The following is a 24,678-nucleotide window of genomic DNA, read 5'->3' as shown; positions in this document are numbered from 1 at the left end:
ACATGGCAATTCAGTGGTATCCAGGACACATGCACAAGGCACGAAAAGAGATCGAAGAGGTTATGCCTCAAGTCGATTTGGTGATAGAAGTGCTTGATGCGAGGATCCCTTACAGTAGCGAAAACCCTATGGTGCAAACGCTGCGTGGCGATAAGCCCTGTATCAAATTACTCAACAAATCTGACTTAGCCGATCCAGAAACAACGCAGCAGTGGATTGAATACCTTGAGCAAGAGCAAGGTGTTAAGGCAATGGCAATTACCACTTTACAAGCATCACAAGTGAAGAAGATCCCGGACTTGTGCCGTAAGTTTGTGCCTAGCCGAGATAAGATAGAAAAAGATATTCGTACCATGATTATGGGGATCCCAAACGTAGGTAAATCCACCATTATCAACACGCTTGCAGGCCGCATGATTGCAAAAACTGGTAACGAGCCTGCTGTGACTAAAACCCAGCAGCGGATCAATCTTAGAAACGGTATTGTTCTATCTGACACACCTGGTATTTTGTGGCCAAAAGTCGATAACGAAAAGAGTAGTTACCGCCTTGCTGTAACGGGTGCGATTAAAGATACCGCGATGGAGTATGAAGATGTGGCTATGTTCGCCGCAGAATACTTCCTTCAAGCGTACCCAGAAGCGATTGCTGAGCGTTACAAGATCAAGCAGATGCCTGATACTGACATTGAACTGCTAGAAGCGATTGGCCGCAACCGTGGTGCACTACGCCCAGGTGGACGAATCGATCTGCATAAGGCATCAGAAGTGTTATTGCATGACTTCCGAGCGGGTCGTATCGGTCAACTATCGCTAGAAACACCGGCGATGGCTGAAATTGAAAAAGCAGAAGTTGCGAAAATTCTTGCAGAGAAGCAAGCAAAAGAAGATGCTCGTAAAGAGCAAGAGCGCTTGAAGCGTTCAGGAAAACGTTTAAGCTAACCTCTTATCTACCGAGTACTAAAAAAGCGCTATTTAGCGCTTTTTTAGTACTTCATTAATATAAACCCATCTCGAGTACTTGCAGTAAACCAGCAATATCCAGCGTTCTATATTCTACTATATGCTCAGTAGGATAATGCTTACAGCAAGCCTCTTTGAATACGCTGCAGCAGATGACTAGAACTATTCTCAAGCAGGTCTAAAACTAACTCAAAACCATCACCCGCACCATAATACGGATCGGGCACTTCTGTGTACACTATCTCGTGACTTTGAAAATCACAAAAATCCAGTATCAAAGCTAATTTATGCTGATGTTCCATCGGGCAGATCCGCTTTAAGTCCTGTAGGTTTTGCTTATCCGCAGCAAGAATCAAGTCAAAATAAGTAAAGTCAGTCTGCTCTACCTGTCTCGCTCTCATGCCATCAAAGTTTAAACCGCGCTTAACCCCTGCTGCAATCGAGCGTCTATCGGGTGCATTACCTTGGTGATAGGCAATAGTCCCCGCCGAGTCGATCTCAATTTCTAGCCCAGCTACATTCGCTTTCGCTCTAAACATCGCCTCAGCCGAAGGAGAGCGACAGATATTGCCCATACATACAAATAGAACAGAGGAAATTTGTTTCATATCAGTATCCTAACTAAATGTTGTTAACTATCTATGCGCTATTGAGCCATCATTTTGTGCCCTAGTTAACTACAATTTGCATTCAGTGAATTAACAATATCATGCCCAACCTTTTTATAGCTTCAACGTACTAATAAGCAATAATTATCAAAAAAAAATTGATGATAAATCAACAAACAAACACTATTTCATTGCTTTAGATACAGGTAGGATAGCAGCAACTAATTTATTGATTTACCTTGCCACATTAGGACACAAATATGACACACCAAATTATTACCGATCTTGAAAACCGCTACACAACAAAGTGTTATGATGCGTCAAAGCGTATTCCTCAGGCTGACCTTGATGTGATCTATCAGGCAATGAACCTATCAGCATCATCTATCAACTCACAGCCTTGGAAGTTCATTGTGATTGAAAGTGATGAAGCTAAGCAACGTATGCACGATACATTTGCCAATAAATTTCAATTTAATCAGCCTCATATTAAATCAGCTTCGCATATTGTGCTCTTTGCTCACAACCCACACTACAGTCGCGAAGATTATGCAAAAGTGATTGATAAAGGTATTACCGATGGTCGCATGGGAGCAGAAGACAGAGAGCAAGCATTTGGCGCTTTTGCTTTTGTTGAGCTCAATACCGATGATACTGGTAACAACGCCGCTTGGACTAAGTCTCAGGCCTACCTAGCCTTGGGCAATACGCTGCATACTCTTGCCCGACTTGGAATTGACTCCACCACAATGGAAGGGGTTGACAGTGAATTAATCGGTGAGATCTTTAAAGAGGAACTTGGTGGTTATCAATGTAATGTTGCATTAGCCATGGGCTACCACAATGCTGAAAAAGATTATAATGCAGCCCTACCTAAATCACGTCTGGCCATTGAAGATGTGCTTCAGGTGCTTTAGACCTACTTTAATAGCTCACTTACTTCAGGTTCGAGAGAACGCCCGAACCTGAAGTCGTTTTTTTATTCACTACTATTGAGCCTTTCTCACGCGTAAAAAACTCGCAAACCTGGGTGTACCTTTTTGCGTCAACCCATAGTATTTATAGGTCACTAAACTTCCAATTCTTGGCGGGCTTTGTCTTTGCTCTAGGGTGAAACCGGTTCCTAGATTAAATGTTTTACCCTGTTTATTTTTAACGATTAACGCCCCCATCATGCCACTAAAGCGCCCCTTTCCTGGGGAATAACCAATTACCTTTGCCTCAGCATCATCAAATGGCTTAACTTTGACAATATCTTTACTGCGCCCAGCTGTATAGAAGGCGCTTTTCTTATGTAACATTAGACCTTCGCCACCTTTGGCTATCACCTCTTGTAAATCAGTATCTAATGATTGGTAATTCTCAACCTGGTATTGAGTTATCACCTTTAGGTATGGACTGATATGACTTAGCTCCTTTACCGCTCTATGGTAGCGTAATTCAAAAACGCTAGCCTCTCCAGGCAGGTCAAACACCATAAATTTGACGGTTTGCCACTCCTCTTTGGTCGCTTGGGATTTTCTAACTATTGCGGATACTTGCTCGAATGCGCCACGTTTAATCCATAACTCGCCATCTAATGAGTAGTTTGGAAACCCCTTAACAAACCAAGCTGGCACAGCTATTTTTCGGCCTGAACGGCTATACATAAACTTACCATCCCAATGACCTCGTACTCCATCGAGCTTTTCACTGACTAGATACTCGGTAATATCGGCAACAGGTTTTTGTAATGTTGAGGCTAACTGAATAGAGGGTTTATCTGGTGCTTTATCGTGAGACTCTTCGGCGTAAAGCTTGTCAATACAGCCAAGGTAAGCCAAAAGTGACCAGAATATGAATCCGTTGAACTGTCTCAATAACATCATACTTGCTCCTTGCATGGGTCCGCACATCCTGTGCACTCTATCGACTAGCGATAGTTCTTGCTCACTAAAGCTTAAGCCTAGACCCATTTAACCGAGTTAGCTAAGTTCAACAGCATTGACGGGCTTTAAGTTACGACTTTTAGGTTTCGTTTTTTGAATTAAATCAAAAGTGGAACATGCTATACTCCGCGGCAAATGTTAATCATCAGACCAAAGATATCGTTATCAAATGAGTCCCCAACGATGAAACACTATTATGAATACTATTTTGGAATGCTATGAAACCTGCTAATAATCATGGAATAAAGCGCATCATCAGAGCTACTGGGTTTTCAATACAAGGCCTAAAGCTCGCGTGGCAGCACGAGGCGGCGTTTAGACAAGAGTTGATCTTAGCGGCGATTATGTTACCCATCGCGTTATTAGTCGATGTAACAACAGTGGAGCGAGTTTTGCTTCTGTTAGGACTATTTTTAGTATTAATTGTCGAACTTCTTAATTCTGCAATTGAAGCCGTCGTCGATAGGATTAGCGATGAGCACCATCCTTTAAGTGGCCAAGCTAAAGATATTGCCTCGGCAGCGGTATTTATGAGCCTCGCATTCTGTGGCTTGACCTGGGCAATTATCTTATTGCCTAAGCTTTTTGATATTCTATCGTTTTAAACCCTACTTCGATTTTAATGCCTAGAGGTCGATGAACTCTAGGCATTAAATCTATGAACTTCTCAGCATAACCACAGTTAACTCAATATTCACTCTGTAATAATCGACCTTTTGATAATGAGTGATAAATCTTACCCCAACTCTACAGTTTGCTTCTTCTCTAGTGTATTTATCGGTTTGCTAACTCGAATTTATTGATAAAAGCTAACCCGCCAATGCCGGGACACACTATTCTTGCATTAAATCAAACAACCAACACATTTTTTGAAACAATTTATTCACATCACCAATAATCCTGCTATGCTAAAGGCCGAATAATAAAAGCGCTTTATAAATTAAGTGCTAATAAGAACAAGAAAAACGGAGTGACTTTTAATGGTTAAAAGTTTCATCATTCGCAGTGCCGCTACAATGGCTTTGGTCGCGAGCCCTATAACTTTTGCGGATAACAGTACTGTCATCCGGGTCGGTGGCTTTTATGCCAATACTGACTCAACCATTGATGTTAACGATCCTATTTTAGGTAATGAATTTGTACTGGATTTCGAAGCCGATCTAAAACTAGAAGAGTCTCAATTTTTACCCTTCTTCGAGTTTTCTCATCACTTTAACGATCGCCACACCTTATATGCCGATTGGAAACAGCTTCACCGCAGTGCTTTAGTTCAGTCGGTTGAAAAACCATTCCAATTTACTTGGGATGACACTACCTACGATATCAAATCTGGAATTTCGTTAGATAGCACCCTTAATATCGATATTATGCGAGTGGGTTATGGCTACGATATTTGGCAAGGTCATAACTATGATGTGGGTGTTTCAGTAGGCTTACATGCCATGTTTATCAAAACAGCATTTAAGGGAAACATCGGGATCTGTGACGCTGCCACGGAGACTCGCTGCCCCGATATGGTAGAGATCCCAAAAGTGGTAGATGAAAAGCTCACAGCGCCGCTACCCGATGTTGGTCTTTATGGCTCCTATGAGTTTTACCCCGGCTTTAAACTTAATGGTCACGCACAATATTTTTATATCACATTAGACGATCTTAAAGGTGGTTTAGTCGATGTTAGAATGGGCGTAGAGGCCGCTATCAGTGAGAACTGGCATATGACCGCAGCCTTTAATTATTATGAGGTTGATGTCGAATACACATCAACCATTACAGCTGCCGATATCAAAATTGCCGATTACAACATCTATTACAGCTTTATAGGGCCTATGCTTTCGGTCAGTTATCAGTTTTAAATCTGCACTTCCAAGCCAAAATATTTAGCACAGGAGGCAAGTAAAGAGATTTTCAAATCGAAGGATCTTATTTACTCTCTTGTCGTTAGCTCTTTTGGTTTTGCACACCTACTTGCTCATTTATTGTTCTGTTTGAGTTTTTTAAAGTTCTGTCTCGGCGAAAAACATAATAGAATGACTATATATAATGCACAACGGTATCACCAGCTCATTGCATGCAAACAATAAAATCAAAAACTAATACGCAATTAAGGCACCGCAATGGCTAATCCACTGCTAAAGGAGTCGGCATTAAAGTTAAAAAAAGCCATTCCCCTGATGCTTAAGCACCAAATCCCAACCACACCGACAAACTATGCTCTATGGTATGCCTATGTCGGCGAGAAAAACCCTAAACTCAATCAACACCTAGATGAGATTGTTGGCCAATATAACACTTGTCCTCCCAGTCACAGTGAGCGCCTATATCGAGAGTATTTAGCGGATCCGGCTGCACTGAATGTGGTCGATATGCGCCTTAATCTCGATGCTATGGTCACAGAACTGTCGCAGTCACTCAAAGACACTAACCTTGATGCGAGTCAGTTTCATCATAAGATAAACAATAATTACGATAAGCTAAATAAAATTGACAATGAAGGCTTTACCATTGAAGAGGTTTTAACAGTTGTTAAAGGCCTAGTACGAGACTCCAATGAGATCCGAGTCAGCGCTCAGCATTTCTCCGCTCAGCTAGCAAAAGCGCAATCAGAAATCGATGTACTAAAACAGCAGTTAAAGCAATCCGAACATGAGATGCACTATGACGCATTAACGGGATCGCTGAACCGCCGAGCATTTGATAATGATCTTAAAGGTATTTTAGCGCAACATCCCGATGGACTTTGCCTGATTATTGCCGATATCGATCACTTTAAAGCCTTTAACGATACCTACGGCCACCAGCTAGGTGACCAAGTGCTAAAAGCCGTTACCAAACGTTTAACTGAGGCCTGTAAAGACGGTACTAAGTTGTATCGATTTGGTGGGGAAGAGTTTGCGCTTATCGTACCAAAGAGCCAATTAAGACGTGCACGCCAACTGGCAGAATCTATGCGCCGTAGTTTAGAAAAGCTGACCTTAAAAGATAGACGCAAAGGCGAAACAATAAATAACATCAGCGCATCTTTTGGTGTTGCCCAGTATCAAGTAAACGATAACCATGGCTCGTTAATTGATCGGGCAGACAGCCAGTTGTATCAAGCGAAAAATCTTGGCCGAAACCGAGTCATGCCAATAGTGGGCTAAATGCCAGCTCAAGCTTTAGTCCGCTCAGGCGTAAAAATACTTAAACATGAGTTAGCCAAGAATGTCGACCTGCTTCATGACTAAAACAGGTCGATATTTTTAAATGGGTTCTGCCTTAACCACAAACCGCAGCGGACCACCAGCAAAGCTTGCGCCAAATGGATAACAGGTTACTAAGGTCAACTGCTTCTCTCCCCGCTCTTGGGTCACACTCATATCTGACTCATGGGTCACTTGAGTTACAAACACACGATAAAGACTGTGTTTACCAGAAGCGCTCTGCACTTTGATTAACTGCCCGACTTTAACGCCATTGAGCCTAGCGAAGTGGGTGTCTCTATGGCCTGCGATAACTGTATTACCTTGGGCATCAAATTCTGAGCTCGATAACATCAATGCAGGACCGAACGCCAAGTTTCTCCCTGATGCTCCCGACAGAACATAAAGACTGTCACCTTGCTCACTATCATCTAACGGCTTGCTCCCCTTATTTGTGCTACTCGATAGAAACTCTAACTTTGCAACGGGATAGGTATCGGCCCATGACCAAGGTTTATGAGGTTTACTGTCTTCGAGTGTTTTTTGCCAAGCTTGCTGAATAAGAAACTGGGCAAAATGTGCTTTAACTTGCATATATCCGCCTTGGGTGACTAACACCACTCCCATCGCCAGTAGCAGCCATGGGAAATATCGATGGAAGCTCTTGCTGAGCTTTTTAGAAAGTCTTTTATCACTATTCGAGTAAATGACCTGCTCAACAGTTTTTGTCATCACTCTAAATCCTTGAGGCACGCCCGGCTAAATGCTCCTCGACTAAAAGACAGACGATAGAGTACCGCTAGAAACAACAACACAGATCCAAAAATAATGAAGACATAACTGTTGGTGCCTGTTTGTGGTAGCGTTTGTAACTGATTTTGTAACGACCCTCGCCAACCGTCGGGTAGATGCTGCATCACCTTGGCAGATTTAGCGTCAATGCCTTGTGGTTTTGAGGGGGTTAAATCTACCGCCACCAAACTGGTATAGGCACTCATAATATGGAAATTCATCGCGATAGCCGTGATCTGTTTTTCAATACGCTCTCGATTAGCTCTCTGCTTGCTGAGTTCCAGCGCAGCTATCTGCTTACGCGCCCAAACTAGGTCTAACCCTTTTGCCACTTTGGTGCCATTGACCGATAACCGGCGTTGCCAAAACTGTCCCGCTAACTGCCCTTGAATTAACAGATCGTGACTCACATAACTCGGTAACTTAACCGCTACCAAGAGGGGGTCGTGAGCATAAAGATCCGGAATACGCACTGGCCAATAGTCTGGAACGCTACCATCGCTAAACCTTAGATCCACATCTGTCACCTGAGGCTTCTCAATCTTCTCAAGTAAGTTCACGACTTTTTGATTGACCTCATCTAGCTTACCAATGTAGGTATAAGTACCGCGACCTAATTGCGCAGCCCGTTGCATGAAGTGGGCATTGGGCGCAGAACCAATCCCTATGGTGAACAAACGACTTTCACCTAGTTGCGCTTCAATCTGTTCAAATAACATCGCCTCATTCGCAACCGCGCCGTCAGTAATAAATAACACCTGACGCAGCCAGTCTTCTTTAGATAAACTTTCACTGCCTAAGTTTTCACTATATAAGTTCTCACTGTCTAAGATGTCGCCATTCTTACTGATTATTGCAGTGTCGCTACTCAACGCCGCATAAAGTGCAATCGACATCTCGGTGCCACCATTAGCCTGCAAGTGATTAATATAGTTTTGCGCTCGACCGAGATTTACTGCCGTTGCGGGCATGGCAACATCAGACCACTTATCAACCACCGAATTAAACTGCAAAATATTGAAGCGGTCTTGCGGCCTTAAGCCTGCAAGGGCATATTTGAGTGCGGTTTTGGCTTGAATAATCGCATCTCCAGACATAGAGCCAGACGTGTCGATCACTAAGATTAACTCCCTTGGGATCGCTGAATCATGTTCAGTAGCCCCTTGAGGTGGCATCAACATCACTAGGGCATATTTATCGCTGGTCGTTAACGGTTGAGCCGCTCCCACTGATGACGGCTCAACAGTTGAGTTTGATAAGGCCTGGTTTAAGGGAGCAATATTTGAGCCCGCAGGGTCTGAATAAATGTTAGAGGCATGTGTTTTGCCCACTTGAGCAAACACCGCAGCCATAGGCTCACTGCCTTGAATAGGCCGCCAACTCAATACGAAATCTTTGTTCGCGATAGCCTCTCTTTGTAAGCTAACTAACACACCACTATCCTCAGCTATCCGCACATTAATTTGATGATAGGGACTACGGATCTGCTCAATGGGCATCGCGCTATCAAATGCCACCTTCAATGTCACTCGATTGTTATTACGCTGCTCAGCAACTGTCGCCTCCTCAAGCATTAGATCTGGGGCTACGACTTGCTCATGAATATCAAATGAGTGGCGTTGCTGAGTATAATACTGCACATATTCAGCAGGCTTAATACTGCTATCAATCTCATCACTTAAGGCTTTCGCATTATCTTTTAAATAAGCACTATCTTTTAAATAGCCACTGCGAGTTCGCTTTGGCGCGTACCTTGGCGCAATAACCATAGGAAAGCGCAAGCTAAACTCCCCGTCTCGATAGTCTATGGTTTCTTGGTAGGTCAGCTCTACAACCAACATCTGATTGGGGGCGAGATTTGCCACTTTTGCGCTAAAGATATTGGGCCGCTTCTGCTCCAACAGACTGGCCTTCTTTCCCTGAGACTTGGCTTGTTCAAATATCGCCTTTGCCTTAGCTTTAGGCTGAACTTGTCCCTCTATAACCCTATCGCCAATATGCAGTTTAAGCTGGTCAACGGCCGCTTCATTAGGCAAAGGAAATAGATACTCGCCATTAACCCAATCGCTGCTGTTATTTTTAAACTCGTGCCGCACTGAAACTCGATTGGTCCAACCGGAAACTTGCATACTGACCTTGGTTTTCATTGGCAGTGTTAAGGCTATCTCACCTTGAGCGTTTTCAAACACTAGGCTCCCCTGCTTAACATCATCGATTGAAAAGGTTTCTGTCGCTTGCATCGCCATTGCATTGATTGGCAACAGCAAACAAACCACTGACAACATCGCTACTTGCAAGTTGATTTTTGCTGCCATCAACGCCCCAATACGGGGGCCTCCTTGGCGATGACTTAGCTTTGATAAATACACAGTCATCGATTACTCCTCTTTATAATCACTTATTACTTTTTACTTGCTACTTAGCCGCATTGGCAGCCAGTGCACTGTTTTGATTCTGCAGTTTCAGTGTCACTCGACGATCAAAGAAGTCGTTCTCAAAGCTTTGCTCGGCCATCAATGGCGAAGAGTCACCAAAAGCCTGATTATGCAGACGCTCTTCGGCTACGCCCTGTTCAACTAAGTAACTTTTAACTTCAGCAACCCGTTGCTCAGACAAGGCTTGGTTGTAATCACCATCACCTCGGCGGTCTGCATAACCGGTAAGATCCAGCGTTAGCTCTGGCGATAACGACATTGCATAGGCGATATCATTAAGCTGTTGTTGGAAATGAGGCTCGATAACTGATGAGCCGGTTTTAAATTGCACATTAAGCCCCAGTGCCAACTCGGTTAGCTTCTGCTCCTGTGCCATCTTCAATGTGGTTAATTGCTGCTGCGCTTGCTCATATTGATCTGATAGTTCAACCAGCGACTGCTTTTGTTGATTTAAGGCGACAAGCTCTTGCTCTTGTTCGGTTAACATAGCTTGCTGGGTTTGTAATGCGTCATCATCGCCAACAGACTTACCCAGTAACGTGCCGGTAAACGCGCCAATGATTGCCCCTACAGGGCCGCCGACTATAGCCCCGACAACAATGCCCGAGCTCAGGCCAATTAACTCTTCGTTGTGACTGCGATCCGTTTCAACAACCTGCTCTGCAGAGGCGGGAGTTGAAAGCATTAAGGCGCCGATAACTAGAGTAGAGATAAGTTGCTTTTTCATAGGTAGTTCCCTTTTATGTCGCTATGTAATTGGCGGGCTTAAACGCCATAATTTGGTTTAAGAAGTTGTATCTATTCGATGAGGCTATTAAACCGCAGTGAAATGGCTTTTAAGGGGAGTAAAAGTGGCAAATTAAATATCAATTGTGGCAACAAAATGGCAATCGCTGCTCGCATCTTTAAACGCGACTGATTTCCTGTATAGTCACAATCAATTAGACAGTTAATGCCAAATACAAGAAGTCATGAAACGAATTGCCATAGTAGAAGATGAAGCTGCGATTAGAGAAAACTATAAAGAGGTTTTGCAGCAACAGGGTTACTGCGTACAGGCTTATGCCAATCGCCCCGAAGCCATGTTGGCGTTTAACACACGCCTGCCGGATCTGGCGATTATCGATATCGGTTTAGAAAATGAGATCGATGGCGGCTTTACTCTCTGCCAATCATTAAGAGCCATGTCGAGTACCTTGCCGATTATTTTCCTAACTGCACGCGATAGTGACTTTGACACCGTTTGCGGCCTTCGCCTCGGGGCAGATGATTACTTGAGTAAAGACGTGAGTTTCCCCCACCTGATTGCAAGGCTAGCGGCACTATTTAGGCGTTCCGATCTTAAAAATGTGGGCAGCGACGACAGCCATATTATCGAGCACGGTCTGCTCACCATAGATGTTAATCGTATGCGAGTGTGCTGGAATGCCATACAGATTGAACTGACGGTAACCGAGTTCTGGATGGTACATGCACTAGCGAAACGCCCTGGGCATGTGCGTCAGCGTCAAGAGTTGATGCAGGAAGCAAAAATATTCGTTGATGATTCGACGATTACCTCCCATGTAAAACGCATTCGAAAAAAATTTATTGCCCAAGACCCTAACTTTAACTGTATTGATACCGTCTACGGGATGGGCTATCGCTGGGATTCACACAGTTAATACTCTTTTATTATTAAAGTGCCGCTTTATCGCGTCACGAAAGCAACTTCATTAAGATCATTAGGTACAAGATTCATCTATGTTTAATTTGCCCATAGGTCTGCGCACTAAAGTCGCAGTGTTATCTCTGTTTCTACTCTGCCTGCCTTGGCTTGGATATCAGTACGTATGGGAGATGGAGAAATACCTGCGTCACGGCCAAGAAAAAACCTTAGAGGGCACGACTCAAGCATTAGCGACAGCGCTTCACGAGAGACCAAAGCTATTTGATAGCCAAGCGAGCTTTTTGACTCAGGTCGAAAAAGGCCGCGATCTATATGCCTATCCGCTTTCTGGCCCTATTCAGCTCGATGGTAAGTTGGCAGATTGGAGCAGTTATCGTCATCGCGCGCTGAGTTATGGCAGTGACTACCAGATCTATAAACGCGATGAAACCCAGCCACTCGCACTGAGCTTTACCCATATGGTAGGCAAGTACGCGGGATATCTGTACGCCTTCTTTGAGGTCAATGATCCCCAGGTGATCTACCGTGGCAAAAACAGCCTTAGCATAGATAGAAACGATCATATTGCCATTGCCACGCTTGCTCCCGATGGCATGTTTCGCCGCTATATCATCGCCACGACCCAAGATGGTTGGATCAGTGCCTTCGAGCTGCCTGAAGATCCCAGCCTTACTAAACCTGTAAGCCCTGAGGTGAAAATTCAAGGTAAATGGACCAAGACTAAGCAAGGTTACAATGTCGAGCTGAGGATCCCACTTGATATGGTGGGCAGTAAGCTAGGCTTTGCCGTTTACGACGTCAATGATAACAAGACCCGTACCTTAGATGCCGTTGTTGGTACCTCGGCTATTGATGATGTCAGCAAGTTAGGCACTGTACTGGTGCCATCACCTGAGATAGAGAGCATCATCAAGGGGATGAGCCATAATAGCTCGCGAATTTGGGTGGTGGATAAACACGGCCGCGTACTAGCTAAGTCCGGTGACATTCGCTCCGACAACAGCGTTTGGTCGCGATCAACCATAGAAAAAGAGAGCAACTCGGGTTGGGAGAGGTTTAAGCGAGAGTATTTACATCCGCTGTATTATAAAATCCTCACCACCCCAGCCAAAGACTTTATCGACTCCTTGCAAGACTCCACCGTACTGCAAGGTAGCCATATCTCCAAAGCACTCAATGGTGAACAAGGCTCCACCTGGCGACTCACTCCAGATAACAAGGCAGTGGTGCTCGCTGCGGCAAGCCCTATCTGGATCGATGACAAGGTGATGGGCGTTGTTATCGCAGAGGAGACCACCCACGGCATTCGAACGCTTAGAAACAAAGCGTTAGAAAAGCTGTTCAATGTGATCCTCACCATTATGAGTATGGGCACCTTAGCGCTATTTTTCTTTGCTTCCAATATCTCTAGCCGTATTCGAAAACTGCGCGATGAAGCCGAGCAAGCTATCGACAGCCAAGGGCGAATTAAGAATGAAATTCAGGGCTCAAAGGTGCGTGATGAAATTGGCGACTTATCACGTAGCTTTGCAAGTATTGTCAGCCGCTTAAGTCAATATACTCATTATTTAGAGAATATGTCATCACGCTTATCTCATGAGCTCCGAACCCCTGTTGCCGTGGTGCGTTCATCACTAGAACATCTTGGGTTACAAGAACTTAACCCAGACACTCGAAAATATGTTGACCGGGCACAAGAAGGGGTTAATCGCCTCAACATGATTTTGAATAATATGAGCGAAGCAACACGCTTAGAAGAGAGCCTATCTCATGCTGAACAAACCGTATTTCCCTTAGAGAAAGTCATCAGCGGTTGCATGCAAGGCTATCAGATGACCTACCCTGCACAAACATTCAGTCTGGATATCGTCAAGGAAGAGATCGCAATTCTTGGGGTACCTGAATACATTGCACAGCTAATGGATAAGCTTATCGCCAACGCATTGGAGTTTAGTAATCCGCACACGCCGATTGATGTCTCACTCACGGTAAAGAGTAAGTTTGCCGTATTAAGTGTCAGTAATCAGGGGCCTGCCCTGCCAGAAAATATGGCTGAACAAATTTTCGAGTCGATGGTATCTGTTCGTCCGCAAAAGGCGCAAGACAAGCCTCATCTAGGTTTAGGTTTGTATATTGCACGCTTGATCTGTCAGTTCCATCAAGGTCAGATAAGCGCCAGTAATGTGCAGCAAAAGTCCGGCGAGATCACCGGTGTTGAGATAAAGATTAGACTGCCATTGAGCAAAGAGAGCCTGTCGTAAACTTAAGATAGCCCAAATATGGGCTTAAAGGCAGTGCCACCAATCAACACCAGTAAGCAATAAAAACAGATCATGAAAAGATAGACACTTATTCTGATAGGCACTTCTTGTTAAAGACACTTTCCTTTAGCCGTTTAGATGTTAAGATGGCTAAAAAATTAAACTGATGGAATTTGCCCTATGAAAAAAGAAACTCAAATAGTCAGTCTTGGTCGCGATAAGAAATGGACACAAGGGGTGATCAACCCACCAGTTTACCGCGCCTCCACCATGGTGTTCGATACCATAGAGGATATGCGCTTTGCAGCAAAGAACAAGGCTAATGGCGAGATGTTCTATGGTCGCCGCGGCGGTCCAACTCACTTTGCCTTTCAAGCAGCTATCGCCGAGCTTGAAGGCGGTGTGGGTACGGCGCTCTACCCATCGGGCAGTGCAGCTATCAGTAATAGCCTACTCTCTTTCTTAAAAGCGGGAGATCATCTACTGATGGTCGATAGCGCCTATGAGCCGACTCGCGATCTTTGTAATAAGTTGCTTGCGGGATACGGTATCGAAACCACCTACTATGATCCTATGATAGGTGATGGTATTGAAGCTTTGATCCAGCCAAACACTAAAGTGCTGTTCTTGGAATCCCCAGGCTCTATCACCATGGAAGTACAAGATGTACCTAGGTTAAGCCGCATCGCCCACCAGCACGATATCGTTGTGATGCTCGATAATACCTGGGCATCGCCTATAAACAGCCGTCCATTTGAGATGGGCGTTGATATCTCTATTCAAGCGGCGACCAAATATATTGTAGGCCACTCAGATGTGATGATGGGCACCGCGACTGCAAACGAAAAGCATTGGGAACAGCTGCGAGAAAATAGCTACCTACTTGGCCAGTGTACCTCTCCCGATGATGTATATCTTGCCAGCCGCGGTTTGAGAACCTTAGGTATTCGTTTAGCCCAGCATGAACAAAATGCGCTTAAGATTGCCAATTGGCTAAATAGCCGGCCAGAAGTCGATCATCTACGCCATCCCGCTTTCGAGTCTTGCCCAGGCCATGAGTTCTTTAAACGTGATTTTAGTGGCTCAAATGGCCTGTTTTCATTTGTGCTCAAACAAGGCAATATCAAGTCGGTGACCGCCTTTGTTGAAAATATGCAGCACTTTAAAATGGGCTTCTCTTGGGGCGGATTTGAGAGCCTGATCTTAGGCGTATTTGGTATAGAGAAACTGCGTACAGCCACCGAGTGGGACAGTAGCAAACCACTTATTCGTTTACATATTGGTCTTGAAAATGTTGATGACTTAATCGCCGATCTCGATGCTGCATTTGAGCGTTATAATCAAGTATTGAATAGCTGATATTGTATTACTGAGCTTTGAACGCTTATTAGTTAATAGTGACAAACTGTATCACTACAAGCCGACTTAAATGTCGGCTTGTTTGTATATATCACTCGAAAAAGATTATTTATTTTAGCTATTAGATTAAATACTTTATTATTAAGTAACGTAAACTCCCTAATTCTAGAGATTTTTTCAATGCAGCGCACAATGGCCTCCAAGGGCTTTACCCTAATCGAACTTGTCATCGTGATTATTGTGCTGGGTATTTTAGCTGTTATCGCAGCCGCCAAATATGTCGATTTAAAACGTGATGCCGAGATTGCGCGGGTAAAAGCCACCGCTGCGGCGCTACAGCAAGCTGTCACCTTCTCCCATACCAAGTGGCAGCTTATCGCTGGCAATGGTGCATTAAACGATCTGCCTGATTACGCTGGGGGGGAACTCGATATGAATAGCTATGGCTACCCGTTAGGCATAAATAAAGGTAACCCAATGAGCCAACCTAAAAATATCGGTAAAGGTGAGAGGGGCTGTGTCGATCTTTGGAATACCCTACAGCAGGAGCCAGCCTCGGTGTCACTGTCGAGCGTCAATGACGATAGCGACTTTCAAGCCTACCGTCATCAGGCGGACGTTAACCCCGATGGTGAGACACAATGCACCTATGTGCTGCGCACTCTTGGCGATACCAAAGGCCGCCAACAAGCTGATATCAAAATTATTTACGACTCTGTTGCCGGTAGTGCTACAGCGCTTATTAATAACTAGCGGTTAGCAGAACAGTAAAACACATAACAAAAAGGGCGAATACTATTCGCCCTTTTTAATGCATCATCAATCTCACCATGAAGTGAGTTAACCAATCAGTGAGTGTTAACGGCACCGCCAGCAATCCATGCCTGTGTACCATACAGAGGTACCGTTGAAAGCGCATGTTTATGGCTACCGTTGGTCTCTTTAGTCGAGTACGACAGGTACAGTAAGGTTTGATTTTTAGCGTCATATATTCGGCGAACCTTAAGCGACTTAAACAGAATACTTAAGGACTCTTTAAAGACCACTTCACCGTTTTTACTCTTATCGATATTAGCAATTTCAGCTGCGGTAATTGGCCCTGTTTGACGGCAAGAGATACTCATATCTGATGGATCTGCCAAGCTTAAGTCCGCTTCAATACGGCTAATATGACAAGTCACACCAGGTATTTTAGGATCGTGCCGCGCATCAATAATCACATCCTTTGTGGTAAATAAGCCTAGACTCACCTTACCCACATCATCGCCGCACCCACTAAGACCTAGAGCAAGAAGCATAGATAACCCAACGCCTGAAACTAGCTTTTTTGTTAACCCTGTCATATCCATTTCCTTAAGATATTGAGCCAATAATATGATTAAAATGTTTAAATCAAAAACGGTTAAGCAAACACTCTTTGCGCCCAACGTGTTAAACCTGCGGTCACACTACCGAAGTGATCGCCGACGACGATTGGGATCTCAGGGAATAGCCCAGAGATCCGCTTATAGATAGCAGGACTTCGCGCCGTACCACCAGTCACATAGATCCTGTCAGGCATCACACCCGCTTGCTCAAGCGCTTCTCGCATCAAGGCTTCGACTTTTGATAGCGGGATCGTAATCGCATTTTCAAAATCTTGTTCGCTCACCCTAGCATGTAACCCACCGTGGATATATTCCAGCGGCGTATCCACGCTTGCGTCACTAGACAGTGCAATCTTACTCTGTTCGGCGCTGCGTACTAATTTATAACCTAGCTGCTCTTTTTGAACTTTAAGCAGGCGCAGAATAAGTTCTGGCTTTTGCGCATCTTTTATCAAGTCTTCGATTAACTTCTTCGACGCCAAAGCGCTAAAATCTCGCTGCGCACTAATATCATTTACCGCAACAGCATTCCAAAAAGGTTTACTTGGCACTGGCAGTTGATTAACCATTAAACTACCTAGACCGAGATGCGGCATAAATGAAGCCATAGACAATGCGATATCTAAGTCATTACCACCGATGCGCTGACCGCTGTGACCCAAGAAGTCGGCGCTTCTGTCGCGGTTATCGATATGATTCGGTCCCATTTTTACCATAGAGCAATCGGTGGTACCACCGCCTACGTCCACCACCAATACAGTGAGGTTTTCATCGAGTGAAGCTTCATAGTCCATCCCAGCCGCCAAAGGCTCAAACAGAAAATCGACTTCGGTAAAACCTGCGCGCTTAGCAGCTAAAGAGAGAATGGCTTCGGCTTGCTGATTACTCTGCTCACCGCCTATGCCCTGAAAGTTTACCGGACGCCCAATCACCGCATGGGTGATCTGCACAGCTTTCGAGAAGTTGCTTTCAGCTTGCTGCTTAATATGCATCATCATTAGAGTGACAATATCTTCAAACAAGGCTATTTGGCTGTCTCTCAACCCTGTCGCGCCGAGAAAAGATTTTGGCGAACGAACATAAAACCCTTCATCAGGCAGATCTAAATAGGCTTCAATTGCCTGCTCACCAACAAATACCGCTTGCTCATTAGGCAACAGATCAAGCTCACGACGCGCCGCTTGTGCTCGACTTAATTGTGCCGCACGCGCCCTTGCGTACTCGGCTTTTTGCTCTTGAGGTAGTTGATTGAGTACCGCCTCGGCAATCAATTCTCTATCCATCGCATACAGCGTCGAACTTAAATACTTAGAGTCACCAGATAAGGGAACCAAGCGCACTTCACCGTCTTCAATAACACCAATAGCGCAGTTAGCACTACCGTAGTCAAAACCTACAAACATCCCCTATCCCTCAAACGGTAAAAAAGCCGTGCAAAATAGCACAGTAAGACGCGAGGCAAAAGTGCATTTTGGAAATAATAAAGCGCTCTTTTAAGGGAAAGCATTAACTTGTGTACAGGTTAACGAAAACTGAAGTTTGAACAAATTTTGCCATCACTAATTCTTGCTATTGCAAGACTGGCATCCTATTGAAAGAGATAAATGAGCATTATTGATTGTCATTTAAGCCTTATCGGTTAAAAATAACGCTAACCTCACGAATAAACAGTTAAAACATGTCTCTACCTGTACTCTATTCCTTCAGACGTTGTCCCTACGCTATGCGTGCCAGACTCGGCATTTTATTATCGGGCCAAAAAATCAGCCTCAGAGAAATCGTCCTCAAACACAAGCCCGAAGCGATGCTTACCGCCTCTCCTAAGGGCACGGTTCCGGTGCTTATCTTGCAAGATGGAGCTGTTATTGAACAGAGCATAGAGATCATGTGTTGGGCACTGATGAAAAGTGATCCACACAATCTGTTGCTTAATGATATGCCACAGCAGCAAGAAGTTGCTCAGGCGCTTATTCACTGCAACGATAACCAGTTTAAACCTTGGCTGGACAGATATAAGTATGCCGATAGACACCCAGAGCATAGTGAGCAATATTATCGTCAGCAAGGGGAGATATTTATCGACCAACTTGATAGCTTATTGTCAAAGAATCCACAGCTATTAGGCCACAAACCTTGTATCGCAGATTACGCCATCTACCCGTTTATCCGCCAATTTGCCTCTGTAGATAGAACTTGGTTTGATAATAGCGGCTATTTAAATGTGCAGCGCTGGCTAAAAGCACATATCGAAAGTGATAATTTTAAAGCGATAATGAATAAATATCCCACTTGGCTTGAGAGTGGCCGGAGCTTTGAGTTCGGCTAGCGGCATAAATAATCCTGATCAAAGTAGGCAAGAATTGCCTACTTTGATGGCTTGTACACTAGTAGTCATCTAAACGGCGATTTTTAATGGCCTCGATAAATATTCTGGCTTTAAAGTATCTCCCTATTCCGGGCATAAAAGAGATGGGGTGTAGCACCCTTAAAACATTATAATGAGCAATCAGATCCGTTTTACCTATTTCAAAGCCTGCACTTTTCAATAAGTCACAGTTGCTCTGAAGATCCCGCACCGCTATATGTTCAGGAAACTGCTTCACAATAAAGTTATGTTTTTTCATTATTTCAAGAAAGAACTCAGCGTTGGGCGTGTGAATGTAAAGCCTGCCGCCCTCTTTTAAAGAGGAGTTGATCGCCTTCAAAATATTCAGCCACTCTTTGTCATACACATGCTCTGAGAAATCCATGGCAAATGCCAAATCAAAAACGTCTTGGTTTTCTGAACAAAATTTAGAAATATCCGCGCATACAAAGTTAATGTTAGAGCCTGAGCGCTGGTTTTTGATCTTAGCAGCCTTAATAAACTGCTCCGAAAAGTCGATGCCTGTATAGCTATCGACTCTATCTGAAAGCAAAGGAACAAGCATTCCACTACCACAGCCAAAGTCGGCGACGTTATGGCTTTTAGACACGGGTAACGAACTGATAAGACGAGCTAACCTTAATTGAGACTGTTCTTTTTCAAAGGATTCAACATATGCCTCTCCGTGCATCTGCTTTAACTTATCTTTTGATAACATTAAGCTTCCTCAATATGCTCGTTCCGTAATACACCATATTCCCGCTATAGCCGTAGATAGAAAAGAGTATAAAACCTATTCGTTGGAAATATTAACTCTGTTAGCTTCCATCCAACAAAGTCCATATAAAAACAAGTAATATACTCATGATAAGAACCCTGACACGGCTATTAATATCATTTTAGCTTCCTTGTTAATATTTTGAGTAAAAACTAATGCTACATGTAAACCACGAAGCGCAATCCACCCCTAACGACCACTCAAGATCCGCCAGTAAAGCCATTGACGAACATCGAACTCAAAACGACAAGGCCTTTATATTAAATTATGTATAGGGCTTAACAGCGCCATTTCGACTATGCCAAGCGCTTAATCCACCATCACCAAAAATATTAGCGAATAATCATCGGAATCGTCACTAGCAGTACCCCCCCCATCCCCCAGTTAAAGCTTTTTCTTCTGGTTGGTGTATTGAGCTTATTTCGAATCGCCGCCCCTAAAATCGCCCAGGCAAAAGATGCGGGAAAACCCACAATGTTAAACACTAATACTCCCATGATGGCACTGAACCAATAGCTATCACCCGAAGCAGTAAAAGCAGTGCATAATGTGATAGTTGCAAGCCAAGCTTTGGGGTTTATCCACTGAAATAATGCCGACTCTTTAATTGTCATCGGCTGACGCTCAATTACGGTTAGCTCATTATCAACTGGCATCGTAATAACCCGGTAGCTAAGAAATAATAGATAAGCGAGTGACGCCAATCTCAAAACTTGATGCATCATAGGCCAAGCCTCAAATATGCCACCTAACCCCAAGAGTATTGCGATATGCAGCAGTGTCTGGCCAACTCGGATCCCCACAAGGTGTGGCAAGGTGCGTCTAACACCAAAATTAGCGCCCGATGTCGCCAGCAGTATGTTGTTTGGCCCGGGGGTCATCGTCATCGTTGCACAAAATATTGCTGCTGAAATCATTAACGCCCATATACCATCCATCACTAACCTCTACTCTTTGACTCAAACCAAACACTTGCACCAATCTTGTCTTAAGCACACATTAACGCTCGTGATTAACTAAAACAGAACACATTTGTATGCATACAATTATTGACACGAAGCAACTAAGATCCGCATAATAATCAATACAAAGTCGAATACAATGGTTTTATTGTCATGGGTACAATTTGGAGTCCTAACTTAGAAAACTACACAGGTGCTAAGTATTCGCGCCTCGCACAAGCGGCAGAAGATGCCATAAAAAGCGGGGAGCTAACGGCGCACGCCAAGCTGCCCCCCCAAAGGTTGCTTGCAGATAAGTTGGGGATCACAGTGGGAACAGTTACCCGCGCTTATGCACTGCTAGAGCAACGCGGCTATGTACAGGCAAAAGTTGGCGCAGGGACTTTCGTCAAATCCAGTGATTTTCGGGCAACGGACCAAAAAGCAAACTTCGCCACCTGCCAACAGCCATTCACTAACCAAACTGCCGTTTTGAGCGATGCACTCAACCAACTAGCGAAAACACCACAGCGTTTAACTCAATTGATGCAATACCATGCCGAGCCGTTAAGTGAACATCAGCTCAAGTTCAGCCAATGGCTACATCGACGTAATATTCCACAAATGAGCGAACAAATAGTGTTTACTCATGGTGGTCAACAGGGGCTCTTTTCTATTCTTAACGGCTTAATGCAAGCGGGAGAATCGCTACTTTGTGAAGCGAGTTGCTATCCGGGGATCCATGTTGCAGCAGAGCAGTTAGGACTCAAAACGATACCCGTGTCATTGACTGATGAAGGGCTAAACTTAGCTGAACTGGAACAAAAGATGGTTCAGTGTAAACCCAAAGTACTGTACTTGACGCCAAATAATCAAAACCCAACCTGTATTCAATACAGTGCTGCTCAGCGTGAAGCAATTATTACCTTAGCCAGAAGCAATCAAGTCGTGATCATCGAAGACGATGTGAATTACTGCCTTCCCAATGAATGGCATACACCTATGTGGTCACTCGATCAAACTGCTAATGAAGATCAGCAGTGCGTGATTTACCTATCGAGCCTGTCAAAAATGTTCTGTGGCGGATTACGACAAGGCTTTTTACTCATTCCAAGCAGGATTATTGGCCCAGTGAAAAAAGCGATATATAGTCAATGCTGGATGGTATCTCCGCTCAATACCGAACTTGCTTGCCTGATCATCGAAAACAATGACTTCATGGGCCAACGAGAACAACTGATAGCCAATAGACAAGCGCTGTGCATTGCTATGGGAGAGCGACTTCAACTAAAACAAACCTGGCGCGGACTCAATGGTTGGCTGCAACTAAAAGCGCCGCTAAAGGCACACCATGTGGTTACCGCCTTAGCCCAAAAAGGCATACTCATTCGAAACGGTGATGACTTTAATAACCATGATAACTTCATTCGTCTCAGCACTGGTGCCGCCCTTGACGAGCAACAGTTTAGCCAGCAACTGAACATTATTGAGTCCACCATACGTCAGCTCAAGCAATCGGCCTACTCAGTGGTATAAACTCCTAGTGGAAAGTGCGCTAACGGCTATCACGTAGTGATTTATACGCTAGCAAGGTGATAACCCCACCATGGGATAGAAAAAGCCGCTAATTTAGCGGCTTTTCGTGATTAAGTATCTATTTGCTAGGCTATCGCTACAGCTACATCTGGCGATCGACTCTGACGAAGCCTTGCAAGTAAACCACTCTGACCTCGTCATTGACATTAAATATCATGCCGGGATCTAAATCTTGAAGAACCATCACCTGCTCGCCTGTGTCTAGGGAGATCATCATCTCCACTAACCTTAGCTCTTGATAGTAAGAACTATCGCCATATCGATTTCCCACTCCAGCGCCCAATAGTGCGCCTAAAACCGTTGCCACATCTTGACCTGAGCCGCCACCAAACTGATGGCCGATAACACCACCAATCAGCGCACCACCGAAGGTTTTCCAGCCAGTATTGCGATCTTCTACCAGCTGCTTCTCAGTGATATTGCGCACCGAAATGACTTGACCGAATTCCACTTTCTCCACCGGCACCGCCTGATTGCGATCATAGGGCGCAGCGAATGAGCTCGGTATAGCAAAAAATAAACAGATAACTGTGAAAACAATAAGATGATGTTTCAACATAAGCCTTTTTCCGCTAACTTTAAGGGTAAGTATATTTATTAATCTTACTCAATTGTGAACTCACTGTCCTATTTAAATCACACACAGCAAGGGTTTCCCCCTCCAGAACAAGCCTTGAGCGAGCCTAATGGTTTGCTGGCCGTTGGCGGAGACTTGCAGCCTGAGCGCTTACTAAACGCCTATTACAATGGTATTTTTCCTTGGTTTAATCTCGATGATCCGATTTTATGGTGGTCACCTGATCCCCGCGCGGTGTTTGTGCCCGGTAATATGAAAATCAGTCGCAGTTTAGTCAAATACCTTAAAAAACAAGATTGGACTTACACAATTAATCATGACTTTAGCGCTGTCACTACTGGCTGTGCGGAGCCTAGAGCTGGGCAAGATGGCACCTGGATCTCTAGTGAAATTCAACAAGCCTATCTGGCTTTGCATCAGCAAGGCCATGCCCACTCTCTAGAGGTTTGGCAAGGTAATGAGTTAGTCGGCGGTCTATATGGTCTCGCTATTGGACAGGTTTTTTGTGGCGAATCTATGTTTCATCGTACAACGAACGCCTCTAAAGCTGCTATGATCGTATTACAGCAACATTTGAAACGCAGTGGCTTTAAGCTCATCGATGCACAAGTGGTCAACCCACATTTAGACAGCCTAGGGGCTAAATCCATTAAGCGTGATGATTTTCTCAAGCTATTAGCTCACCTCAGAGAGGGAACTGTAAAAGCCGATAGCTGGCGCAAATCCGAGGTATTCATTGAACTCTAAATCTAGACCCGTCACCGTTGGCAGAACCAAAGTTTTTCCTTGTAGTTACCTAGACAGCCAGCAAGAACAGTTACTGGTATTGCAAGAAGAGGTGATCGACCCTAACTTGTTCGAGCAGCTGCTTGCACTCGGCTTTCGTCGCAGCGGCAGCATGATCTATAAACCCCAGTGCCCTCTGTGCAGCGCATGTCTTCCTATTAGGTTAGATATGGACGAATTTAAACTCTCCAAGAGGCAGAAGAGAACATTAAAAAACAATCAAGATTTAAGCTGGAAGATAATCGATCATAAAACAGCACAGCAATATGAACTATACGAGCGTTACGTCAATACACGTCATCACGATGGTCCTATGTACCCAGCAACTCCTGAGCAGTATGATAGCTTTGCTACTGCCGCTTGGATACAGCCTCTGTTTATTGAGCTAAGACTCGATGATGAGCTCGTAGGTGTAGCTGTTACCGATGTACTTCCCCATAGCTTGTCGGCTATCTATAGTTATTTTGCACCTGAGCTACATAGCCGCTCATTAGGCAGCCTACTCATTTTACTGCAAACCCAGATTGCTAAGATGATGAAGAAGCAATATTTATATCTTGGCTATCAGATTGATGAATCAAGAAAAATGAACTACAAACGCGATTACCGACCCCATCAAATTTTGACACATTCAGGTTGGGTGACCGAAATCGATATAAAAAACATTACCAATTAAGACGTAACGGGGCTTTACAGAGGGTGTTGTAGATAACTTTGCTTTACAGCAGCATGAATTTGCGGCATGATACGCCCGTTTTTATTATTTGAAGGCTAACAGGATAACTGATTAATGGCGAAAGAAGACAACATTGAAATGCAAGGCACAATCCTTGAAACCTTGCCAAATACAATGTTTCGTGTAGAACTTGAAAATGGTCATGTCGTAACGGCACACATTTCAGGAAAAATGCGTAAAAACTACATCCGTATTTTGACGGGTGACAAGGTAACGGTTCAGCTGACACCTTACGATTTGAGCAAAGGACGCATCGTCTTCCGTTCACGCTAAGTTATTAGCCAATGTAACGTATATTAAAAAGCCGGCACTGCCGGCTTTTTGTTATCTGTAATTTAC

24 protein-coding genes are annotated in these 24,678 nt (G+C 44.2%); 14 read left to right on the top strand and 10 right to left on the bottom strand.

Going from position 1 to position 24,678, the window contains the following annotated elements; translation table 11 throughout:
* Positions 1 to 2 precede the first annotated feature (2 nt).
* Positions 3 to 941: a ribosome biogenesis GTPase YlqF gene (gene ylqF / locus JMA39_RS01765; protein WP_202720118.1), complete on the top strand. Its 939-nt coding sequence runs from the start codon at positions 3 to 5 to the stop codon at positions 939 to 941.
* Between the two features lie 140 nt (positions 942 to 1,081).
* Here the strand turns inward: ylqF and JMA39_RS01760 are convergent, their stop codons facing one another.
* Positions 1,082 to 1,570, bottom strand: coding sequence for a low molecular weight protein-tyrosine-phosphatase (locus tag JMA39_RS01760; RefSeq protein WP_202720117.1), 489 nt, complete (start codon positions 1,568 to 1,570; stop codon positions 1,082 to 1,084).
* A 260-nt stretch (positions 1,571 to 1,830) separates the two neighbouring features.
* Between JMA39_RS01760 and JMA39_RS01755 the strand changes: the two genes are divergently transcribed.
* A complete protein-coding gene (locus tag JMA39_RS01755; protein ID WP_202720116.1) occupies positions 1,831 to 2,487 on the top strand; it encodes an NAD(P)H-dependent oxidoreductase in 657 nt (218 codons plus the stop codon).
* A 72-nt stretch (positions 2,488 to 2,559) separates the two neighbouring features.
* Here JMA39_RS01755 and JMA39_RS01750 read toward each other — a convergent pair whose 3' ends face one another.
* Positions 2,560 to 3,438, bottom strand: coding sequence for a DNA ligase (locus JMA39_RS01750; protein ID WP_202720115.1), 879 nt, complete (start codon positions 3,436 to 3,438; stop codon positions 2,560 to 2,562).
* Positions 3,439 to 3,716: 278 nt separating this feature from the next.
* On the opposite strand from JMA39_RS01750, the gene JMA39_RS01745 reads away from it, so the two are divergent.
* From JMA39_RS01745 to JMA39_RS01735, 3 genes are all read left to right on the top strand, one after another.
* Complete coding sequence (locus JMA39_RS01745) at positions 3,717 to 4,103, top strand: diacylglycerol kinase (RefSeq protein ID WP_202720114.1); 387 nt, start codon at positions 3,717 to 3,719, stop codon at positions 4,101 to 4,103.
* A 375-nt stretch (positions 4,104 to 4,478) separates the two neighbouring features.
* Entirely contained in the window at positions 4,479 to 5,351 is an 873-nt protein-coding gene (locus JMA39_RS01740) for a hypothetical protein (RefSeq protein ID WP_202720113.1), read from the top strand.
* A gap of 261 nt (positions 5,352 to 5,612) precedes the next feature.
* A complete protein-coding gene (locus tag JMA39_RS01735) occupies positions 5,613 to 6,638 on the top strand; it encodes a GGDEF domain-containing protein (RefSeq protein ID WP_202720112.1) in 1,026 nt (341 codons plus the stop codon).
* A gap of 99 nt (positions 6,639 to 6,737) precedes the next feature.
* Here the strand turns inward: JMA39_RS01735 and JMA39_RS01730 are convergent, their stop codons facing one another.
* The 3 genes from JMA39_RS01730 to pdsO are packed head-to-tail and all read right to left on the bottom strand — an operon-like array spanning position 6,738 to position 10,631.
* Complete coding sequence (locus JMA39_RS01730) at positions 6,738 to 7,409, bottom strand: class GN sortase (RefSeq protein WP_202720111.1); 672 nt, start codon at positions 7,407 to 7,409, stop codon at positions 6,738 to 6,740.
* Entirely contained in the window at positions 7,409 to 9,844 is a 2,436-nt protein-coding gene (locus JMA39_RS01725; RefSeq protein WP_202720110.1) for a marine proteobacterial sortase target protein, read from the bottom strand. Before JMA39_RS01725 ends, JMA39_RS01730 begins: the two co-directional genes overlap by 1 nt.
* A 40-nt stretch (positions 9,845 to 9,884) precedes the next feature.
* A complete protein-coding gene (gene pdsO, locus JMA39_RS01720) occupies positions 9,885 to 10,631 on the bottom strand; it encodes a sortase-associated OmpA-like protein PdsO (RefSeq protein ID WP_202720109.1) in 747 nt (248 codons plus the stop codon).
* Positions 10,632 to 10,875: 244 nt separating this feature from the next.
* On the opposite strand from pdsO, the gene pdsR reads away from it, so the two are divergent.
* The 4 genes from pdsR (at position 10,876) to JMA39_RS01700 (ending at position 15,946) form a co-directional block, all read left to right on the top strand.
* Positions 10,876 to 11,568: a proteobacterial dedicated sortase system response regulator gene (gene pdsR / locus JMA39_RS01715; protein ID WP_202720108.1), complete on the top strand. Its 693-nt coding sequence runs from the start codon at positions 10,876 to 10,878 to the stop codon at positions 11,566 to 11,568.
* A 79-nt stretch (positions 11,569 to 11,647) separates the two neighbouring features.
* Positions 11,648 to 13,834, top strand: a complete 2,187-nt coding sequence (gene pdsS, locus JMA39_RS01710) for a proteobacterial dedicated sortase system histidine kinase (protein WP_202720107.1) — start codon at positions 11,648 to 11,650, stop codon at positions 13,832 to 13,834.
* A gap of 180 nt (positions 13,835 to 14,014) precedes the next feature.
* Positions 14,015 to 15,193, top strand: coding sequence for a cystathionine beta-lyase (locus tag JMA39_RS01705; RefSeq protein ID WP_202720106.1), 1,179 nt, complete (start codon positions 14,015 to 14,017; stop codon positions 15,191 to 15,193).
* 180 nt (positions 15,194 to 15,373) lie between these two features.
* On the top strand, positions 15,374 to 15,946 hold the full coding sequence (locus JMA39_RS01700; RefSeq protein WP_202720105.1) for a type II secretion system protein: 573 nt from the start codon (positions 15,374 to 15,376) through the stop codon (positions 15,944 to 15,946).
* Positions 15,947 to 16,041: 95 nt separating this feature from the next.
* Here JMA39_RS01700 and JMA39_RS01695 read toward each other — a convergent pair whose 3' ends face one another.
* Both JMA39_RS01695 and yegD read right to left on the bottom strand, forming a co-directional pair.
* Positions 16,042 to 16,491: a CreA family protein gene (locus JMA39_RS01695; RefSeq protein ID WP_202720351.1), complete on the bottom strand. Its 450-nt coding sequence runs from the start codon at positions 16,489 to 16,491 to the stop codon at positions 16,042 to 16,044.
* 104 nt (positions 16,492 to 16,595) lie between these two features.
* On the bottom strand, positions 16,596 to 17,963 hold the full coding sequence (yegD, locus tag JMA39_RS01690; RefSeq protein ID WP_202720104.1) for a molecular chaperone: 1,368 nt from the start codon (positions 17,961 to 17,963) through the stop codon (positions 16,596 to 16,598).
* Between the two features lie 275 nt (positions 17,964 to 18,238).
* On the opposite strand from yegD, the gene JMA39_RS01685 reads away from it, so the two are divergent.
* Positions 18,239 to 18,886: a glutathione S-transferase gene (locus JMA39_RS01685; RefSeq protein WP_202720103.1), complete on the top strand. Its 648-nt coding sequence runs from the start codon at positions 18,239 to 18,241 to the stop codon at positions 18,884 to 18,886.
* A 58-nt stretch (positions 18,887 to 18,944) separates the two neighbouring features.
* Here JMA39_RS01685 and JMA39_RS01680 read toward each other — a convergent pair whose 3' ends face one another.
* Positions 18,945 to 19,643, bottom strand: coding sequence for a class I SAM-dependent methyltransferase (locus tag JMA39_RS01680; protein WP_202720102.1), 699 nt, complete (start codon positions 19,641 to 19,643; stop codon positions 18,945 to 18,947).
* A gap of 392 nt (positions 19,644 to 20,035) precedes the next feature.
* A complete protein-coding gene (locus JMA39_RS01675; protein WP_202720101.1) occupies positions 20,036 to 20,641 on the bottom strand; it encodes a LysE family translocator in 606 nt (201 codons plus the stop codon).
* Positions 20,642 to 20,818: 177 nt separating this feature from the next.
* Between JMA39_RS01675 and JMA39_RS01670 the strand changes: the two genes are divergently transcribed.
* Positions 20,819 to 22,180 (top strand): aminotransferase-like domain-containing protein, encoded by a 1,362-nt coding sequence (locus tag JMA39_RS01670; protein WP_202720100.1) that lies wholly within the window; start codon positions 20,819 to 20,821, stop codon positions 22,178 to 22,180.
* Between the two features lie 142 nt (positions 22,181 to 22,322).
* Here the strand turns inward: JMA39_RS01670 and JMA39_RS01665 are convergent, their stop codons facing one another.
* Positions 22,323 to 22,799 carry an outer membrane lipoprotein gene (locus tag JMA39_RS01665; protein WP_202720099.1) on the bottom strand — a complete coding sequence of 159 codons (477 nt, stop codon included), beginning with the start codon at positions 22,797 to 22,799 and terminating at the stop codon, positions 22,323 to 22,325.
* A 54-nt stretch (positions 22,800 to 22,853) separates the two neighbouring features.
* On the opposite strand from JMA39_RS01665, the gene aat reads away from it, so the two are divergent.
* The 3 genes from aat to infA all read left to right on the top strand — a co-directional run bounded on the left by aat (position 22,854) and on the right by infA (position 24,612).
* A complete protein-coding gene (aat, locus tag JMA39_RS01660) occupies positions 22,854 to 23,564 on the top strand; it encodes a leucyl/phenylalanyl-tRNA--protein transferase (protein WP_202720098.1) in 711 nt (236 codons plus the stop codon).
* Positions 23,554 to 24,279 (top strand): arginyltransferase, encoded by a 726-nt coding sequence (locus tag JMA39_RS01655; protein WP_202720097.1) that lies wholly within the window; start codon positions 23,554 to 23,556, stop codon positions 24,277 to 24,279. The genes aat and JMA39_RS01655 overlap by 11 nt, the downstream gene beginning before the upstream one ends.
* Before the next feature lie 114 nt (positions 24,280 to 24,393).
* Positions 24,394 to 24,612 carry a translation initiation factor IF-1 gene (gene infA / locus JMA39_RS01650; protein WP_005500725.1) on the top strand — a complete coding sequence of 73 codons (219 nt, stop codon included), beginning with the start codon at positions 24,394 to 24,396 and terminating at the stop codon, positions 24,610 to 24,612.
* Positions 24,613 to 24,678 lie beyond the last annotated feature (66 nt).

Origin of the sequence: Shewanella schlegeliana, assembly GCF_016765635.1 — a bacterium.
GTDB lineage: Bacteria > Pseudomonadota > Gammaproteobacteria > Enterobacterales > Shewanellaceae > Shewanella > Shewanella schlegeliana.
Note: the sequence above shows the minus strand (reverse complement) of the source record. Positions and strands in the feature narration are given on the sequence as shown.